The organism is Polynucleobacter sp. (assembly GCF_044342855.1).
Classification (GTDB): Bacteria; Pseudomonadota; Gammaproteobacteria; order Burkholderiales; family Burkholderiaceae; genus Polynucleobacter.
Map to the genome: position 1 here is coordinate 12,596 of NZ_JBIIPA010000026.1, position 17,265 is coordinate 29,860.

Below are 17,265 nucleotides of genomic sequence, written 5' to 3' on the forward strand. Positions count from 1 at the left end.
ATTGGGCAGGGCTTCTGCTGCTCATCCTGCCCAATAGACTCTCCGAAGAGAGTCTATTGATTGCTAGTTACTGCTGACTTCGATGATTAGATCTTGCCTACGAGGTCTAAAGATGGAGTCAATGTAGCTGCGCCTTCTTTCCACTTAGCTGGGCATACTTCACCTGGGTGAGCTGCTGTGTACTGAGCGGCCTTGAGCTTACGCAATGTCTCAGAGATATCACGAGCGATTTCATTTGAGTGAACTTCAGTTGTTTTGATAACGCCTTCTGGATTGATGATGAATGTGCCGCGCAATGCGAGGCCTTCTTCTTCAATGTGTACGCCAAAACCACGTGTCAATGTATGGGTTGGATCGCCAACCAATAGGAACTTAGCCTTACCTACAGCAGGTGAAGTCTCATGCCATACTTTGTGTGAGAAATGTGTATCAGTAGTGATGATGTAAACCTCTGCACCCATCTTCTGGAATTCAGCATAGTTATCAGCTGCATCTTCAATTTCTGTTGGGCAGTTGAATGTGAATGCTGCTGGCATGAAAATCAATACTGACCATTTGCCTTTGAGAGTCTCATCGGAAATAGTTACAAACTTACCGCTGTGGAAAGCTTGGGTCTTGAATGGCGGAACTGCTGTGTTAATTAGTGACATGGGTTTCTCCTGTAAAAAATGAAATAGTTGATTCACAACAGGGTTCATTCTAGAGGCTATTTATTTATTTGCAAAATGAATAATTTAGATACTACTTATCTATTTATTAGATCATTGGTCGGGGTTCACTCTTGAGCCCATTTTGAGGGCTGGTGTGGCCCAAATCGGTAATGGCACCATTTATTTATAGGTTATATGTCTGATAACAGACAGACCAATTCGCTAGGTTTTTTTAGACTAATCATTCATTAGTTCCCCTCATTAGGATGGAAAAAGAAAGAAGTCTATGAAAAAATCTCACTAGTATTAGCCTCATTGTTAATCTGCTCTGGCGCTGCAATTGCCGGAACGGGTTCTCAAATGGCCATCAGCACCCAAGAATTAGCGAATGTATGTGGCGATCAGTCCAATCCTCAGCCACAGACGTACTGCGATATTTACGGGCAAGGCGTATATGACGGTTACTTAGTTACACGTCACCCTAAAAAATCTCCTGATTTTATTTGCGTGGTCCAGCCGGCACCCTCCCGTAGGGAAGTTATGAACCAGTTTATGAATTGGGTCAAGGCTAACCCCATATACAACACCGCACCAGCTGCTGATGCATTTCTACGTTTCTTAGCTATTCGATTCCCTTGTGATTCGTCTGCTATGTCCCCGGAAAACGCTGCTAACAAAATTATTCGATAAATTCGAAAGGTAAACAGAATGAAAACTACTTTTATAGTTTTATCAACAACTGCATTACTGGGCTTATCAGCATGTACAAATATGAGTGATACCCAACAACGAACCCTATCAGGGGCTGGAATAGGCGCTGCAGCTGGCGTAGGTATTGGTGCCCTGACAGGTGGCGGTCTTTTATGGGGCGCTGCTGGTGGTGCTGCTGTTGGCGCTGCAGGAGGATATATTTATGATCAGTATGAAAAAGATAAAAAGAAAAATCCTCCAAAATCTACCTCTACTAAATCTATCGTTAATTGATTGATTCGGTTGACCTGTCCTGGGATTTTCAGACCAAACGCTTTTAGAGATAATGACTCCTTCAACCTAAGGAGCAGGTATGAAGAGAGCACGGTTTTCAGACGAACAGATTGTTCGGATATTACAAGAGGCAGATCGCAATCCCACCCTCAGCTTCTTTCAAAACCCCAACGATTTGGGTCTCTGTAAATCGTGACTTCTTCATATTGATTCTCCTGTTGTAAACACTGCCATAAACAACAGAAAACTCAACTTCTTAAATGTACGAATCTAAGGGGATACTGCAACTCAACTTCTTAAATCTACGAATCTAAGGGGATACTACACAAGCTCAAGCTCTTTTTTGGACCTTTTAAGGTTTAAGGGTATCCGTAATTTGTTGTTGATTTGACCTAAACTTCACCAGACTCAATCATTCTGGTGAGGATTGATATATCCACGCCATAATTAATTTCATCATCCTTTTGAATGTCCGTGTCGATTACAAATTCCATTGCAAAGTCAGGCATCTCTCTTCCAAATCGCTCAATTCGTCTTTCAAACTTGGGTCGTTGCAACTCTTTCTTAAACGCTCCTTCTGGAAATAGAATCTTAGCTCTAAGTGCCTCAAAGCTGTAACCTCTGCCAAGCCGATTCATGACCCGAATCAGGTTATTGAGCGATTCGGTGTAGGCGTTGGTAATCGGTTGATTTACTGGATGATCAAAGTAATTGAGGATGTACGGCTGCCAATTGCGCCAAGCCCGGATGAGATCGCTAAAGGCACCCCGAACTTCATGGGTTACTGATATTTCCCAATTGGCAAAAAGGGCTAGAGCATCGTTGCGAGTCCTGGCATCATAAATCTTGAAAAAATCCTCCTTGAGTCGATAGGCCAAGGCTAGGGTTGGGAAGTTATTTGCCCAGCCAGACAGAAGCAGCGCTTCTTTATCGGTCAGATCAGCCTCACGTTTTAGCAGTGTGTAACGGTCATGCATTAAAGTGCGCCGGACCTTGGGTGATAACCCTGCCTTAAAACTCTTGCGAATGCGCTCTACAGCCTCATTTGCCATTTTGACCACATGAAACTTATCGATCACGATTTTGGCTTGTGGCAATACCTGCAAGACCGCATCACGGTATGGTGCCCACATATCCATAGCAACATAGGCAATATCATCTTTGCCCTGTAAGGTAGAGAGATATTTGATGATGGTTTCTTTATTGCGATTGGGCAGTAATTCGACCACTGTATTGTTTTGAATATTAGTGATAACACTGCGCGGCTTGATCAGGTGAATTTCATCAATGCCCATCCATTTGGGGGTTTCGAAGCGGATGGTTCGTTCTAACTCATTTATGTAGTCGCGAAAGATATTGCGAATAGTGCCTTCTACAACACCAGTTTCCTCAGCAATACTGGCAAAGGTACGCTTGATGCATTGCTTCCCAATCCAATTGACCAGTCTGGTAGTCATTGCGCGTTCTGAATGAAAGTTGGCATGTTGCTCGAGAAACGTCTTGCCGCACTCCTTGCATCTGAATCTACGTGTATCAAAGTAGATTCCTACACGCTTGCCGTGCATGGGCAGGTCTTTGACAAGTTGCTCATTGCGGCCAAAGCCAACAAACTCACCACTCATGCAGGCTGGGCAAGAGCTTGGGCTGTTTAGTGCGTGTGCGTATATATGGTAATCATGCCCCGCCTCATCCACTCTATCAATCACGATAGAAGGCAAATTTAATATATTGGCGGGCATCTACAGTGAATCTGATGGGGCTAGTTTTACATCCTCTAATGCTGTGGTGGCCATAAAAAGGGCCCTCATACAAGCATCCCGCGGCCACTCCAATTGGATGGCTAAATCTAACATCATGAGCAGGTTACTGGAACCATAGGGCACTGTCTTGCACTCTCAATAGACGGCATAGGTTGGCCGATTATTTGCCTATCTGTTACCCAATTGTTAAAATATTCTTCCCCCGGAGTCACGCCACTACTACCAACGGCACGCTTGGCAGCAGCTAGAGCTGGGTCCAAAGAGACTCTGTCAGTAAGATTGCCATCGAGATTATTCTTAAGAAAAGGTGTAATTTCTTGTGGGGACTTAATTACATCATCCGATGAAATTAGTATGCGTTTGTCGTATTTACTGATCATAGTTGGCTTTTCATCTGCACTTGAGATCGACCACCATAATTGATCCACCCTCTAATTTTATTTTCTGCTGCTCTTCTGCAATTTCATTCCACAGTTTAAATACTGCTCCAGGTGGAAGTGAAGGTGAAAGCGCCTAGCCGGATAAGCCGTCTACGGTAATTTCATGGTGGAATTTCGGGGAGAATTTTAAAGTGGCACTCATTCATGCTCCTTCTGAATATATATTTAGCACAGAACCCATTCGCCCTGCGATTTGATTTGGGCATACATTGCGTCAGGAGCCAAATCAAGATCTCCCGGCCAAGCAACAGCGCCATTGTCGATGTGAACCTGATCAAAAGTAGTCGGGTTCTTTAATGCCTCGAAAACACCTGTCAAATGACTGTTTTCAAATTTAACTTTGCCAACAGTCCCATCTGCAAACTGGACTTGCAAAGCTAACGGCGCAATCGCTTTAACGTCAATAACATCCCATTTCATAAGTCACCTCACTTTAAGGGTTCAATTGCTTTTGGCTGCTGTTTTTCCATGCACAAACGCCAGTCTTCAAGTAATTCTTGCTGATGCAACTCCGCCCAGTCAAGCACCAATTCTTGTGCGCGGCGAGGTAGCTCGCCAGAAGATAGGGTTAATGATTCAATATCAACCGTGGCCTTTTATTCGGCATACTGCACATGGAAATGCGCTGGTGCATGATCGTTAAAAAACATACGAATGAGAATGCCGTAAAAGCTGCTGATGGTTGGCACGAAAACCCCTTTAAATAAACAATGTATTACGGTTTAATATACATTGACATAAATCGGCTGTCAACAACAAATTACGGATACCCAAGTTTAATAAGGGTGATATTCCTAGGGGTTCAATAAGGGGGTAAATATTGCTCCCTGATGATGCAAAAAGTTATAATGAAAAGTAACTGTCAAAAGCTAATAAATTTATTAAATTGACCCCGATCCTAGCCTCTACAAAGCCTATCCATGACTGTTACCGAATCTGCGTCTCCTGATTTAAGCGGTGACCAAGAAATCTCGCTCTTGGATATCGTTAATTTCCTACAAGAATCTTGGAAAAAACTCGTCCTCGCAGGACTTATTGGCGCTTTAGTGGGATTTGCTGGCTGGTTTTTTCTCGGCAACTACACCGCCCAACTACCCCTAATTAATAACGAAGGAATGAGTGTATTAACCCTCAAATCTTTGCAGCAAACCCTGCCTAACCTTGCTGTTGAAATTGTTGAAAAAGACCAAGCACCCCAAGATCAGCTTGCGCTCTATAAGGCAATGTCTAGCCCTGAGTGGTGGAAAAAAGCTATCACCCCCATCTTTAGCCTGACTAAGGCCGACATGAAAGATCTAGGCGCAGAGATGGAGAAGGGCTCAAACAGCATACTCTACATTGTGGTTAATGGGGTGTCATCCTCTAAGGATACGGCGATTCAAGATGCCCGTAACACCAGTCAATTTATTCGCTCGGGCGGAATCTACCTTGCACTCAAGACAATGCTAGCCTCACAGCACTCTGAATTGCTGACCGGCGAAGCAGAAATCAAAGGCAAAATTAATGCCTCCCTGGTTGAGTTGGAATACCAGCAAGGCAGAATGAAAAATCTAGAGGTCCTGGCTAGGCGTTTTCCAAATGAATCCCGTTCCGGCTCTCAGGTTGTTGACCCTAAGGATTCCGGAGCCAAATATCTCCCAATTAGCACCCAAATTATTGCTACTAATACGGACATTAATAATATCTCCGAGTCCTTGACCCGCCTAAGGAATCGCCAGACTCAGCTTGGCGACCTTAAGCGCTGGCTCGAAGGCGCTACCCCCATCTTTAATGCAAGCTATGACGGCCTAAAAATTAATCAAGAATTGCTATCCCTAGAGTCCAAGTTACGTAGCGATATCAAGATTGATGACCCTAAGGCCTTTGCCTTGACAGACTCCCTGCGAAATGCCTTGCTGGCCAACGAGACCCGCTTTAAGTTCGGTCTGGTCGAAGCCAATACCATTACAGCTAATAAGACCGGCATGATCAAGTTCACGGCGGGCGGTCTCGCGGCCGCATTCTTTTTGATGCTGATGGTACTTCTGGGCCAAAGGATCTTAGGCAATATCAAAAGCGGTGGTGCCAAGCGATGATCCGAGCAAAAATAGTTGCCCGATACCGGGCATTAGCGGACTTGAGTGGATTAATAAAATAATTAAAATTCTTGTTTATAAATGAATAATCCCCAGATTCATCCCTTAAGCGACGTGCAGTCTAAAGATATTGGTGAGGGTACGCGTGTTTGGCAGTACTGCGTTATTTTCCCTGAGGCAAAAATAGGCAAGAATTGCAATATTTGTGCTCAAGTTTTAATTGAGAGTGATGTTGTTGTTGGGGATAATGTAACTGTAAAAAGTGGTGTGCAACTTTGGGATGGTGTTCGCATTGAGGACAATGTTTTTATCGGTCCTAATGTAACCTTTACCAATGACTTATTTCCGCGTTCAAAAAAATACCCCAATGAGTTTTTAAAAACAGTTATTAGGGCTGGGGCATCTATTGGTGCAAATGCAACTATTCTGCCTGGGGTTGTAGTTGGGGAAAATGCAATGGTCGGGGCAGGTGCAGTTGTAACTAAAGATGTGCCTTCAATGGCAACTGTTGTCGGAAATCCAGCAAAGATTCTAGGAAAGTCATGAGCTTAACCAACTGCAAACTGGTAGATTTGCCAAAGATAACGGACCCACGTGGGAATTTATCCGTTATTGAAGGAGGAAATCACATCCCATTTGATATTAAAAGAGTTTATTATCTATATGATGTCCCGGGTGGTTCATCAAGGGCGGGTCATGGACATCAAGAGCTTCAGCAATTAATTATTGCTATGTCAGGTAGTTTCGATGTGATTGTTGACGATGGAAACCAAAGAAAAAAATTCCACTTAAATCGCTCGTATTATGGACTATATATCCCTAAAGGCATGTGGCGGGAGGTAGAGAATTTTTCCTCTGGCGGCGTTTGCCTAGTTTTGGCCTCAACCTTATATGATCCAAATGATTATTTTCACGATTACGCTGATTTTAAAAAATTCGCAAATCAGAGTAATTAAATAGCGCTAAAAAATGATTCCATTTCTAGATTTAAAAGCCCCCCATCAAGAACTACGAGTTGATCTTGAACAAGCCTTTCACGAAGTTCTTGATAGTGGTTGGTTTACTCAAGGCACTCAGTTGGAAGCTTTTGAAAAAGAGTATGCCAATTACTGTGGTGCTCAATATTGCATTGGTGTTGGCAATGGTCTTGAGGCCCTACATTTAATTTTGCGTGCTTATGATATTGGCGAAGGCGACGAAGTAATCGTACCCTCCAATACCTATATTGCAACGTGGTTGGCCGCAACCCATGCAGGAGCTACTCCTGTTCCTGTTGAGCCTGACGAGCGGACTTACAACATTGACCCGGCTCTAATAGAGGCTGCAATTACGACTAAAACTAAAGCGATTATGGCCGTCCATCTCTATGGGCAGCCGGCGGATATGGATGCTATTAATGCAATTGCAAATAAATATAATATCAAGGTAATAGAAGATGCGGCGCAGGCGCAAGGAGCCCTATACAGGGGTAGACGCACCGGCGGCTTAGGTGATGCCGCAGGCCATAGTTTTTATCCCGGTAAAAATCTGGGCGCCTTGGGTGATGGAGGCGCTGTAACTACTAACGATATCAAATTGGCTGAAAAATTACGCATGCTCCGGAATTACGGATCTCGCATTAAATATTTGAATGAGATTCAGGGCTTTAATTCACGCCTAGATGATCTGCAGGCTGCTTTTTTACGTGTAAAGCTTCGAAAGTTAGATGAGTGGAATTCTCGTCGTAAAGTTATTGCTAAGCTTTACCTGGACGGACTTAAAGATTTAGGGATGACTCTACCCTTTGTCCCGGAGTGGGCTGATCCAGTTTGGCATTTATTTGTAATACGGGCAGCCGACAGGGAAGGTTTGCAGCAATATCTTGCGCAAAACGAAGTTAGCACGCTAATCCACTATCCAATCCCCCCGCATTTGCAATCTGCTTATAAAGACTTTTATTGTGAAGAAGGTGCTTTCCCAATTTCAGAAAAAATGCATAAACAAGTTTTAAGTCTTCCAATTGGGCCACACTTAGATATTAAGGATGCAAAATTAGTAGTCAGCGTATTGGTTAATGCTAGTTCGAGCCTACGCAGCTAGTTCTTTACCTATATTGGTTAAGGCCTTAGTTGGAATATTTCTACTAAGGGCTTTTGCAGACTATCTTGGGAAAGATGGGTTGGGTCGCGTATCGCAGTTTCAGGGCATTGCTTTGCTAATTTATGCGTTTTTAAATGCATGCTTTTACAATCATATAGCCCAAAATAATTGGGAAAGCAGACATAGCGTCATTCAATTTCGCCGCCTTCTCGGCATTATTACATTAGCCTGTTTTATATTGGGGCTACTTTTGGCTTTATCTGCTGAATCAATTAGTCGACTCTCGCTTGGAGATGATAGCGCTGTTAACGCTATTTATTTATTGGCAATCACATGTCCTTTTACGGGTGTGTTTATAGCTTATTACGGGCATGTTTGTGCTAGCAATAGGTTAGTTACATTCAATGTATTAAATGCGCTAGCTCTACTACTAAGTTCTTTGCTGATTTATTACTTGGTTATTCGTCATGGTGAGCAGGGAGCTTTTGTGGGATTTGCCCTTTATTTTATTTTCCCCGCACTTCTTGTTGCTCCAATGCTTCTTTTAAATAGGGAAAATTACAGCAACTTTTTACCTATGTTTAGTGGTCTGAAAACATATCCCTATCAGTTAGTATTAAAAGTAGGGTTTGTGGGGATATTTTCAGCGTTAAATGCGATTGGTATCCAACTTTTCTTAAGAAATGAATTATCTGCATCTGAGGGGTGGTCAGCAGTTGGCGATTGGCAAGCTCTGACCAAAATATCAGAATCTTATTTGCTTTTGGTTACAACGCCATTGAGCACCTATTTTTTGCCGCAAATTTCAAAAATCAAGATTCTTGATGAGCAGAATGAACTTTTAAATAAAGCACTGCTGATGGGTGTAGGTATTACGGTATTGTGTGGAGTGGGTATTTATGTACTATGGAACTTGGTTATATTAAAAATAATTGGCCTTTCATTTGCCCCTTTAAGATCCCTTTTGCCTTTGCAAATCTTTGGAGATATTTTCAAGGTAATTACTTGGACTTTTGCGCTAGCTTCAATAGCTAGGATGCGACTTAGAGTGGTTCTATATTCTGAAATTATTTTCACATTGCTCTATGTAATTCTGGTAATGACTTTGATTCCCCTTCAAGGCTTACGAGGGGCAATATATGCGTATGGATTTTCCTACGTTGGATCAACGCTATTTTTTATAGTTTGGAATAAAAAGGAGCTCAATGAGCAATACTCTTCCACCTCTTGATCCCCTTATCACAGTAGCTGTAATAACTTACAACCAAAAAGATTTATTGAAAGAGACTTTAGACTCAATATTAGGCCAAAAAACTGAATACTCATTTGAAGTTCTTGTATGTGATGACGCCTCTACTGATGGGACTGAATTTATGTGCCGTGATTTAGAGGCTGCATCTAATGGGAAGGTAAAGTATTTGCGCTTAGCGAGAAACTTAGGCATCACGGCTAACTCAAATCAAGGTATTCAGTTTGCGAAGGGGAAATATTTTGCTCTAATTGGAGGGGATGATTTATTTTTGCCTAATAAATTGCAGGTCCAGACCTCCCATATGGAAAACAATCCAGAGGTAACAATTTCCTTTCATCCTGTAGATATTTTTGATTCCGCTAGCAATGCAACTCTACATCTAACCAACCAGACGTCCGTTGATACCCCCCTTACATTACATCATTTAATGCGGATTTGTATTCCAGGGGCAGTTTCAGTGATGGTTAGGCGGGATGCAATTCCAGAGGGTGGATTTGACGTGCGATTGCCAACGGTTAGCGATTGGTTGTTCTATATTGAAGTGGCAGCAAAGGGACGTATCGGCTTTATTCCGGATGTATTGGCTAGGTATAGAAAACATGGGAATCAAGCTAGCTTTAGAACTTACGAGCTTCTTGAGGAGTCTCTACTCAATCTTGATTACGCAATGGAAAAATTAGGGCCTTTGGCGGAGGGGTTAAGCGTCCCCGTCAAGCAAGGCAAGGCGAGGTATTTATCTGGAGAGGCTTTTAGACAATTAACGTCTGGCAATAGAATCATTGCCAGAAAATTGCTTAAAAAAGCGTTGAAAATGGAGTTTAGGCCCATTTTTATAGGGGGGTTAATGGTAGCGTATCTACCAATAAGTCCGTCGCTGTTTCAAAAGATCAAATCTTGCGCTAAAAAATATTTTTAAAATATTAATATTTAATGATTAAAAAAATTAACCCTTCGTTACTGGTTAATCCCATACTAGTATACATCTTAGTGTGGGGTCTTATTTTATTTTTATGTTCACTAAAACTAACAAGTCAATTAATTGATATTCCAGATGTTGGTTTGATTATGATTTTAATGGGCTTTATTACGATGATTTTAGCCTACTTGATATCAGCGGGATTGGTTAATAATAGAGTTAGGAATTTCATAGTTAATAATGAATATCTTCGAAATTGCGCAAAAATTTTATTGAAAATTTGGGTATTTGGATCGTTATTAGACATTATCTATTCTGGAGGGCTCCCGCTTGCGTGGATTTTAATTGGGGACTATAGCAAGAACTATACTGATTTTGGTATACCTTCACTGCATGGAGTATTAAATGCTTGTTTTCTGCAAGCAGTATCTATATATTTTTATCTATGGTGCATTGATAAGAGAGGTGGGGATCTCAGACTTTTGTTGATTTTACTTTTCTGGCCCATATTAATGCTTGGTAGGGGGATATTTTTAAGCGCAGTAATTCAAATGTGTGCTATTTATCTGATGCTTAATAAAGTAAGGTTTAGTAATTTTATTAAATTATTATGCATGGCTGGATTTTTAGTTTTTTTATTTGGTCTTCTTGGCGATATTCGGAATACACCAAATCCTTTTGATTATTTGCTCGATAATCAATCTAGAGAAATTTTTGATGGGCTACCGTCTGGATTTTTATGGGTTTATATTTATATAACATCTGGTATTAACAATATATTTTATAACATTGATATTATAAGCCCATCATTTTACCCAAATTATTCATTATCAAATTTAATTCCTTCATCTATAAAAATGATTTTGCATCTTGATCCAAGAAATGATGCTTTGATATTTGCGGATGATAATTTAAATATTTCTACAAATTATTCTGGCTTCTTTTCTGATTTTGGTCCTATTGGGGCAGTATTTTGTATATATATCATTCAGCAAATTGCAGTTTATTTATATATAAAAACAAAAAGCGGAAAAGTGCAATTTATTTTGGCATATTCAGTTATGTTCCAGGTTTTAATTTTTTCTGGATTTTATGATATGTTTTTATTGCTCCCAACATTAATGCAGTTATTTATCGCATATATTATAGGAAATAACATTTCTAAAAAGAGCTATAAAAATTCAGTTTAAAATATACTTCATTACATCTATTTAGAATAATTTATGACTACACTCATCACAGGTGGCGCAGGTTTTATTGGCTCAGCATTGGCCTTAAGATTGATAGCATCGGAAAAAAAAGTTCGAATTCTCGATAACTTTAGTCCACAGATTCATAGCAAAGCAGAATTGAATCATGCTCTTAAAGGCCATGTTGAGTTAGTTGTAGCCGATATAAGAGATCGCGATGCCCTTAAGGGTGCGCTTCAAGGCGTTACGGAAATCATCCATCTTGCCGCCGAGACGGGGACTGGACAGTCTATGTATGAGATAGACAGATACTTTAATGTAAATGTTCAGGGAACAGCTGTGTTATTGGATTTATTGCAAAACGATCAATGTGCCCAATCTCTTAAATCCATTGTTGTAGCCTCAAGTCGAGCCGTTTATGGTGAGGGTGCTTACGAATGTTCGATTCATGGTGTGCAATATCCAACAGAGAGAACTGCTGAAAAAATGTCGCAAGGCGCATTTGATCCTGTTTGTGCGCATTGTGGTTTGAAATTAACTTTGCTACCAACTTCTGAGTCTGCACCCTTTATGCCCATGTCATTTTATGGCTTAACAAAGCAGGTTCAGGAGCAAGCGGTACTTTTATACGCTAAAACTCGTGGCATTAATGGTTTTGGGTTAAGGTATCAAAATGTCTACGGTCCCGGTCAGTCGTTAAAGAATCCATACACTGGAATACTTGCGGTTTTTTCAAATTTAGCTCGTCAAAATTTAGATATTGATATATATGAAGACGGTTTGGAATCCAGGGATTTTGTTTATATAGATGATATTGTGGATGCTACTGTCAAGAGTGTTAGTTATGCCGAAAACTTTGTTGGCCCCTTAAATGTGGGCTCTGGTGTTGCTGTAGATGTGCGTCATGTTGCCGAGGAAATAAAGTCGTATTTCGCAAGCAATAGCAACATTAAGGTGACAGGGGCATATCGCATGGGGGATATTCGACATAATGTTGCCGACATATCGCAAATATCTAATTTATTGGGTTTCGATCCCCAGGTTCAGTTTAAAGAAGGTCTAAAAAATTTCCTCGATTGGGCTTCTGAGCATGAGGCAGTGGATGGGAGTGGTTATCTTAAATCCGTAACGGAGCTTGCTTCGAGGGGCTTAATGCGAAATTCTTAATAGAAAAGCTCCGATGGAAATGAATGCTCTCGAACAATTTAGCTTGATGTCATACTTGCGCGCAGATTTAATGAGAGCGAGACACTTGCTTTATGGGCCCAGTCAGGTTGATCCTGGAATTCGTTTATGGATTGGGTTGCTTTCGCCAAGATTTTTTCCTGTAGCTCTATGTAGATTGGCTCATTATTTTTTTTGCCATAAATTGTTTGGAGTTGCGAAATTTATCTCATTTGTAAATTATGTTTTCTTTGGGATTGAAATCGCTGTCCGATGCCCTATTGGACCGGGGTTATTTTTCCCGCATACGCAAGGCACTGTTATTGGAGCGTGGTCAATTGGATCAAATGCTACTATATTCCAAGGAGTAACACTTGGCGCTAAGGAGCTCGATTTCTCATACCTGGAGAATTCGAGGCCAGTAATATGTAATGACGTAACGATCGGTTCAGGTGCCAAAGTGCTGGGTGGTATCAGGATTAACAATGGCGTTCGAATTGGTGCAAATGCAGTTGTTTTGCAGTCTTTTGATTGCGGTGTTGTGGCCGTTGGCATCCCCGCTCAAGTTGCACCATTAAAGGGGCATCGAGCTTCATGAAATCGCTAGAGGGTAAGAGGGTTTTGTTGGTCATACCCAAATTTTTTGGGTATGACCAAGAAATAAAGTCCGAAATTGAGAGGCGTGGCGCACAAGTCGATGTGCTACCAGACAGGCCTTTTAATGCGCCCATGATGACAGCGCTAACGAAATTTAAAACTGGGCTGGTTCTTCCATTTGCCGATAATTTGTATAGAAAACTATTGGTGCAATATGGCGCTTCACATTACGACATTATCTTTGTAGTAAATGGGCAGACTTTGTCGAGCGATATGCTAGGGTCCCTTCGGGTGAGCTTTCCAAATGCCAGATTTATTCTCTATATGTGGGACTCAATGGAGAACCGTAAAGAGGTAGTTGCCAATCTTCCATATTTTGATGAGATATTTAGTTTTGACCCACAAAGCTCCAGGCAATACGGGATGAATTTAAGGCCATTATTTTATTCCAAGGTATTTGAATGTCCTGCGCAGCAAGGGTTTGATTTTCACTTAAGCTTTGTTGGCACAGCCCATAGCGATCGCTATTCAGTTGTTAATCACCTCAGTCAGGGACTTGAGCCAACCCTATCGACCTACTGGTATTTATTCCTACAGGCACCTTGGGTGTTGAATGCATATCGCATTTTAAAGCCTGCTATGCGAAAAGCTAAAAGAGAAGAATTTCACTTTACACCAATGGAAAAGGGAGAATTAAGATCAATATTTATGCGCTCAAAAGCAATTTTAGATATTGAACATCCTAATCAATGCGGCTTAACAATGCGTACCTTTGAGACGATGGGGGCACAAAAAAAGCTAGTAACAACTAATGCTTTAATTGCTGAGTATGATTTTTTTGATACAAGCAATATTTGTATATTGGATAGAAAAAATCCAAAAATCCCTAAGGATTTTCTTGAGTCACCTTTGGCGCCGTTAGCACCTGATATTTATAGGCGTTATAGCATCGAAGGTTGGCTAGATGAGATAACTCAAAATTGTGGGCATTCATAATTGCTTAATTTTTATTTAATACTTAAAGAAATGGGTCGGCGCTGTGAATAGGGTGGCAGTTACCGGTGCCACTGGATTTGTGGCGAAACATTTAATCAATCGATTGATTGATGATGGCATGGAAGTTACTGCAATTTCCCGCAATGGAACCAACCGTACAGATGTTCGGGATATTGCAGTGAATTTTGGTGATTTGGATGCATTGCGAGGCGCGCTAAAGAATGTTGATGTTGTTGTGCATCTCGCGGCCCGTGCCCATCGTTTAAATGAGGTTGGTGATGCCGATGAAATTGAGGCTAGATATTATGAAGCTAATACTTTAGCCACAGAGTTATTATCAGCAGCAGCAAAGTTGGAAGGCGTACATCGCTTTGTGCTGATGAGTTCTATAGGGGTCAATGGAAACCAGACTTATGGGAAGGCGTTTTCGATAAAAGATGACCCTAATCCTGTTGAGCTATATGCAAAAAGTAAATTGATGGCCGAAAAAGCTGTTGAACATGTGTTGTTGGGATCTAAAACTGATTATGTAATTCTTCGTCCGCCTTTGGTTTATGGCCCAGATTGCCCTGGAAATTTTAATAAATTATTGCAGTTGGCTTATAAAATCCCGATTTTGCCTTTGGGGGGAATCGGGTCTCCGCGCACCTTTATTAATGTTCATAATTTAGTCGATGCAATAGTCATTTCATTGAGCGCAAAAAATATATCGAACAGAACTTTTTTAGTTTCTGACGCTCATGATTTAAATGTTGGCACCATCTTAAAGCTAATTTTGAAAGGATTTGGTAGGGGGGATTGGCGCATATTAAATGTTTCGCCGGTGTTTTTGGGGTTTGTCGCTAAATTAGCGGGTAAAGGTAATGCTTGGGAGAAGCTAACCGCTTCACTTGAGGTTGATAGTAGCGACTTTAGGATCGCAACTGGGTGGAGCCCTCCGATTGCCGATGGTGCCGGCGTTCTAGAAATGGCCGAGGAGTTCTTATTAAAAACCAAGAGATTTGGTTAATGTTTAAAGGGTATAAATGAATATATTGTCTTTAATTGGAAGATCAGCAACTTTATTTGATGGCGATGTTAGCAGTCATGAGTTAGCTCTTCGATCAATCTGCGAAAGCTCTAATTTTTTAGTAATTGGAGGTGCTGGCTCAATTGGGCAGGCTGTAACGCGGGAAATTTTTAAACGCAATCCAAAAGTTTTACATGTTGTAGATATTAGTGAAAATAACATGGTTGAATTGGTCCGCGATATTCGTAGTACATTAGGTTATATCAAGGGTGACTTTCAAACATTTGCATTAGACTGCGGCTCTATTGAATTTAAAGCGCTATTAAATTCGGGCGTAGAGTATGACTACGTGCTTAATTTATCTGCCTTAAAGCATGTTCGAAGTGAAAAGGATCCGTTCACTCTCATGAGATTAATTGAGGTCAATATCCTTAATACAATTCATACGCTTGAGTTGGCTAAATCAAGTGGCGCATCCAAGTACTTTTGTGTTTCCACCGATAAAGCGGCCAATCCCGTAAATATGATGGGCGCCAGCAAGAGGATAATGGAGATGTTTTTAATGCGCTCCAGCCTTGAAATCCCAATTTCTACCGCTCGATTTGCAAATGTAGCATTTTCCGATGGTTCTTTACCTCATGGATTTAATCAGCGTATTACTAAGCGTCAGCCAATTTCAGCCCCCAATGATGTAAGGCGGTACTTTGTTACCCCCCAAGAATCTGGAGAGCTCTGTTTGATGTCCTGTTTACTCGGTGAGAATAGGGATATTTTCTTCCCTAAGCTAAGCGAAGATCTTCATTTAACGACCTTTTCAGACATTGCTGTTCGTTATCTTAATGGATTGGGCTATGAGGCTGTGGAGTGTGATTCGGAGGATGAGGCCAGGCATAGAGCTGAAGAGCTTATTTCGCAGAAGAAGTGGCCTTGCTATTTTTTTAAAAGCGATACAACCGGAGAGAAGGATTTTGAAGAGTTTTTTACTTCGAAAGAAGTCTTGGACATGAATCGATTTGAAAATATTGGGGTAATTAAAAATGAGCCTATCTACGATGGTGCAAAGTTAGATTATTTCCTAAGTGAAATAGAGTCGATTAGATCTATGTCTACATGGGGAAAGCCAAGCATTGTCGATTTATTTAACCAGATGATTCCAGATTTTGCGCATAAAGAAACTGGGAAGTACCTTGACCAAAGGATGTAAATATGCAACGTTTTTTTGACATTCTTTTTTCTGGTCTAGCTCTTTTGGTGCTCTCACCTTTATTGGTTCCAATCGTTATTTTTCTTAAAATGACGGGTGAAGGAGAGGTTTTTTATCTTCAGGATCGCATTGGAAGGAGCGGCAAGCTTTTTAAGTTATATAAATTTGCCACCATGCTTAAAAACAGTCCAAATATAGCTACAGGAACCGTAACGGTAAAAGATGACCCTCGAGTTCTACCTGCGGGTAAATTTTTGCGTAAAACTAAAATAAATGAGCTCCCTCAGTTGCTTAATATTTTTTTTGGAGATATGAGTGTGGTTGGTCCAAGACCATTAACTGCTCAAACATTTAATGCTTATTCTCATGATATTCAGCAAATAGTTAAGCAGGTACGCCCTGGTTTGTCGGGCATTGGTTCAATCATATTTCGCGGCGAGGAAGATATTCTTGCTGGTGAAGCAAGTTCTGTAGATTTTTATAATAATTCAATAGCCCCATATAAAGGTTTATTGGAAGAGTGGTATGTTGAGCATCAGAGCTTAAGGACTTATTTTGCGGTAATTTTCGTCACTGTCTGGGTAGTAATTTTCTCGAAATCAACCTTGGCTTGGAGTGCTTTTCCTGGATTGCCTCCACCTCCGAGTAACCTTCGAAATCTTCTTAACTATCAGATTTAATTTTAGCTTGACCTTGAAGCGCTGTTGTTTTTATTGGTATTTATAAATGCTGTGATTCCATCTAAATGGGTGGCGCGCTCGAAAAGTAAGTGCAATATTTTTTAATAGGAAAATATTGCATGACAAGTCATTACAAGCAGTTAAGTGGGGTAGAAAGAGTGACCTTCCCCCGATAAATCACCTTCAATCAGTTCGTATTAAATTACTAACTATTGGAGAGATAAATGAAGATCCCAAAACAGCAGTACACCTTGGAATTTAAGCAGTTA

The 17,265-nt window shown here is 40.9% G+C and carries 19 protein-coding genes and 1 pseudogene; 15 read left to right on the top strand and 5 right to left on the bottom strand.

Annotated elements, in window-relative coordinates:
- Positions 1 to 86 precede the first annotated feature (86 nt).
- Complete coding sequence (gene ahpC / locus ACIQZ3_RS08615) at positions 87 to 650, bottom strand: alkyl hydroperoxide reductase subunit C (RefSeq protein ID WP_397392236.1); 564 nt, start codon at positions 648 to 650, stop codon at positions 87 to 89.
- A 360-nt stretch (positions 651 to 1,010) separates the two neighbouring features.
- On the opposite strand from ahpC, the gene ACIQZ3_RS08620 reads away from it, so the two are divergent.
- Both ACIQZ3_RS08620 and ACIQZ3_RS08625 read left to right on the top strand, forming a co-directional pair.
- Entirely contained in the window at positions 1,011 to 1,340 is a 330-nt protein-coding gene (locus ACIQZ3_RS08620; RefSeq protein WP_397392238.1) for a Rap1a/Tai family immunity protein, read from the top strand.
- 18 nt (positions 1,341 to 1,358) lie between these two features.
- Positions 1,359 to 1,634, top strand: a complete 276-nt coding sequence (locus ACIQZ3_RS08625) for a glycine zipper domain-containing protein (protein ID WP_397392240.1) — start codon at positions 1,359 to 1,361, stop codon at positions 1,632 to 1,634.
- Between the two features lie 392 nt (positions 1,635 to 2,026).
- On the opposite strand, the gene ACIQZ3_RS08630 is transcribed toward ACIQZ3_RS08625, so the two are convergent.
- From ACIQZ3_RS08630 to ACIQZ3_RS08645, 4 genes and pseudogenes are all read right to left on the bottom strand, one after another.
- The gene (locus ACIQZ3_RS08630) at positions 2,027 to 3,373 is read right to left on the bottom strand and encodes an ISL3 family transposase (protein WP_397392242.1); all 1,347 of its coding nucleotides are present in this window, start codon (positions 3,371 to 3,373) and stop codon (positions 2,027 to 2,029) included.
- Between the two features lie 113 nt (positions 3,374 to 3,486).
- The gene (locus ACIQZ3_RS08635; RefSeq protein WP_397392244.1) at positions 3,487 to 3,774 is read right to left on the bottom strand and encodes a hypothetical protein; all 288 of its coding nucleotides are present in this window, start codon (positions 3,772 to 3,774) and stop codon (positions 3,487 to 3,489) included.
- Between the two features lie 225 nt (positions 3,775 to 3,999).
- Positions 4,000 to 4,254 (bottom strand): DUF2442 domain-containing protein, encoded by a 255-nt coding sequence (locus ACIQZ3_RS08640; protein ID WP_397392246.1) that lies wholly within the window; start codon positions 4,252 to 4,254, stop codon positions 4,000 to 4,002.
- An 8-nt stretch (positions 4,255 to 4,262) separates the two neighbouring features.
- Positions 4,263 to 4,523, bottom strand: a pseudogene (locus ACIQZ3_RS08645) (DUF4160 domain-containing protein).
- 231 nt (positions 4,524 to 4,754) lie between these two features.
- Between ACIQZ3_RS08645 and ACIQZ3_RS08650 the strand changes: the two are divergent.
- From ACIQZ3_RS08650 to ACIQZ3_RS08710, 13 genes are all read left to right on the top strand, one after another.
- Positions 4,755 to 5,909 (top strand): hypothetical protein, encoded by a 1,155-nt coding sequence (locus ACIQZ3_RS08650; RefSeq protein WP_397392248.1) that lies wholly within the window; start codon positions 4,755 to 4,757, stop codon positions 5,907 to 5,909.
- Positions 5,910 to 5,990: 81 nt separating this feature from the next.
- The gene (locus ACIQZ3_RS08655) at positions 5,991 to 6,455 is read left to right on the top strand and encodes an acyltransferase (RefSeq protein ID WP_397392250.1); all 465 of its coding nucleotides are present in this window, start codon (positions 5,991 to 5,993) and stop codon (positions 6,453 to 6,455) included.
- Positions 6,452 to 6,865, top strand: coding sequence for a sugar 3,4-ketoisomerase (locus tag ACIQZ3_RS08660; RefSeq protein WP_397392252.1), 414 nt, complete (start codon positions 6,452 to 6,454; stop codon positions 6,863 to 6,865). Before ACIQZ3_RS08655 ends, ACIQZ3_RS08660 begins: the two co-directional genes overlap by 4 nt.
- Before the next feature lie 13 nt (positions 6,866 to 6,878).
- The gene (locus tag ACIQZ3_RS08665) at positions 6,879 to 7,988 is read left to right on the top strand and encodes a DegT/DnrJ/EryC1/StrS family aminotransferase (RefSeq protein WP_397392254.1); all 1,110 of its coding nucleotides are present in this window, start codon (positions 6,879 to 6,881) and stop codon (positions 7,986 to 7,988) included.
- A complete protein-coding gene (locus ACIQZ3_RS08670; RefSeq protein WP_397392256.1) occupies positions 7,963 to 9,219 on the top strand; it encodes a hypothetical protein in 1,257 nt (418 codons plus the stop codon). The genes ACIQZ3_RS08665 and ACIQZ3_RS08670 overlap by 26 nt, the downstream gene beginning before the upstream one ends.
- Positions 9,194 to 10,156 carry a glycosyltransferase family 2 protein gene (locus ACIQZ3_RS08675; protein WP_397392258.1) on the top strand — a complete coding sequence of 321 codons (963 nt, stop codon included), beginning with the start codon at positions 9,194 to 9,196 and terminating at the stop codon, positions 10,154 to 10,156. The genes ACIQZ3_RS08670 and ACIQZ3_RS08675 overlap by 26 nt, the downstream gene beginning before the upstream one ends.
- Before the next feature lie 14 nt (positions 10,157 to 10,170).
- The gene (locus ACIQZ3_RS08680) at positions 10,171 to 11,346 is read left to right on the top strand and encodes an O-antigen polymerase (RefSeq protein WP_397392260.1); all 1,176 of its coding nucleotides are present in this window, start codon (positions 10,171 to 10,173) and stop codon (positions 11,344 to 11,346) included.
- 33 nt (positions 11,347 to 11,379) lie between these two features.
- A complete protein-coding gene (locus ACIQZ3_RS08685; protein ID WP_397392263.1) occupies positions 11,380 to 12,513 on the top strand; it encodes an NAD-dependent epimerase/dehydratase family protein in 1,134 nt (377 codons plus the stop codon).
- A gap of 13 nt (positions 12,514 to 12,526) precedes the next feature.
- A complete protein-coding gene (locus tag ACIQZ3_RS08690; protein ID WP_397392265.1) occupies positions 12,527 to 13,108 on the top strand; it encodes a serine O-acetyltransferase in 582 nt (193 codons plus the stop codon).
- Positions 13,105 to 14,103 carry a hypothetical protein gene (locus ACIQZ3_RS08695; protein ID WP_397392267.1) on the top strand — a complete coding sequence of 333 codons (999 nt, stop codon included), beginning with the start codon at positions 13,105 to 13,107 and terminating at the stop codon, positions 14,101 to 14,103. Before ACIQZ3_RS08690 ends, ACIQZ3_RS08695 begins: the two co-directional genes overlap by 4 nt.
- A gap of 52 nt (positions 14,104 to 14,155) precedes the next feature.
- Entirely contained in the window at positions 14,156 to 15,112 is a 957-nt protein-coding gene (locus ACIQZ3_RS08700; RefSeq protein ID WP_397392269.1) for an NAD-dependent epimerase/dehydratase family protein, read from the top strand.
- 16 nt (positions 15,113 to 15,128) lie between these two features.
- Positions 15,129 to 16,316: a UDP-N-acetylglucosamine 4,6-dehydratase gene (locus ACIQZ3_RS08705; RefSeq protein WP_397392271.1), complete on the top strand. Its 1,188-nt coding sequence runs from the start codon at positions 15,129 to 15,131 to the stop codon at positions 16,314 to 16,316.
- A 2-nt stretch (positions 16,317 to 16,318) separates the two neighbouring features.
- Positions 16,319 to 16,996, top strand: coding sequence for a sugar transferase (locus ACIQZ3_RS08710; RefSeq protein WP_397392273.1), 678 nt, complete (start codon positions 16,319 to 16,321; stop codon positions 16,994 to 16,996).
- Positions 16,997 to 17,265 lie beyond the last annotated feature (269 nt).

Bases quoted from the DNA above. Each gene is read 5' to 3' on its own strand.
- ACIQZ3_RS08655 (WP_397392250.1), top strand. From the start codon at position 5,991: ATGAATAATCCCCAGATTCATCCCTTAAGCGACGTGCAGTCTAAAGAT.
- ACIQZ3_RS08635 (WP_397392244.1), bottom strand. From the start codon at position 3,774: ATGATCAGTAAATACGACAAACGCATACTAATTTCATCGGATGATGTA.
- ACIQZ3_RS08685 (WP_397392263.1), top strand. From the start codon at position 11,380: ATGACTACACTCATCACAGGTGGCGCAGGTTTTATTGGCTCAGCATTG.
- ACIQZ3_RS08705 (WP_397392271.1), top strand. From the start codon at position 15,129: ATGAATATATTGTCTTTAATTGGAAGATCAGCAACTTTATTTGATGGC.
- ACIQZ3_RS08690 (WP_397392265.1), top strand. From the start codon at position 12,527: ATGGAAATGAATGCTCTCGAACAATTTAGCTTGATGTCATACTTGCGC.
- ACIQZ3_RS08665 (WP_397392254.1), top strand. From the start codon at position 6,879: ATGATTCCATTTCTAGATTTAAAAGCCCCCCATCAAGAACTACGAGTT.
- ACIQZ3_RS08710 (WP_397392273.1), top strand. From the start codon at position 16,319: ATGCAACGTTTTTTTGACATTCTTTTTTCTGGTCTAGCTCTTTTGGTG.
- ACIQZ3_RS08660 (WP_397392252.1), top strand. From the start codon at position 6,452: ATGAGCTTAACCAACTGCAAACTGGTAGATTTGCCAAAGATAACGGAC.
- ACIQZ3_RS08620 (WP_397392238.1), top strand. From the start codon at position 1,011: ATGGCCATCAGCACCCAAGAATTAGCGAATGTATGTGGCGATCAGTCC.
- ACIQZ3_RS08670 (WP_397392256.1), top strand. From the start codon at position 7,963: ATGCTAGTTCGAGCCTACGCAGCTAGTTCTTTACCTATATTGGTTAAG.
- ACIQZ3_RS08630 (WP_397392242.1), bottom strand. From the start codon at position 3,373: ATGCCCGCCAATATATTAAATTTGCCTTCTATCGTGATTGATAGAGTG.
- ahpC (WP_397392236.1), bottom strand. From the start codon at position 650: ATGTCACTAATTAACACAGCAGTTCCGCCATTCAAGACCCAAGCTTTC.
- ACIQZ3_RS08675 (WP_397392258.1), top strand. From the start codon at position 9,194: ATGAGCAATACTCTTCCACCTCTTGATCCCCTTATCACAGTAGCTGTA.
- ACIQZ3_RS08650 (WP_397392248.1), top strand. From the start codon at position 4,755: ATGACTGTTACCGAATCTGCGTCTCCTGATTTAAGCGGTGACCAAGAA.
- ACIQZ3_RS08640 (WP_397392246.1), bottom strand. From the start codon at position 4,254: ATGAAATGGGATGTTATTGACGTTAAAGCGATTGCGCCGTTAGCTTTG.
- ACIQZ3_RS08680 (WP_397392260.1), top strand. From the start codon at position 10,171: ATGATTAAAAAAATTAACCCTTCGTTACTGGTTAATCCCATACTAGTA.
- ACIQZ3_RS08695 (WP_397392267.1), top strand. From the start codon at position 13,105: ATGAAATCGCTAGAGGGTAAGAGGGTTTTGTTGGTCATACCCAAATTT.
- ACIQZ3_RS08625 (WP_397392240.1), top strand. From the start codon at position 1,359: ATGAAAACTACTTTTATAGTTTTATCAACAACTGCATTACTGGGCTTA.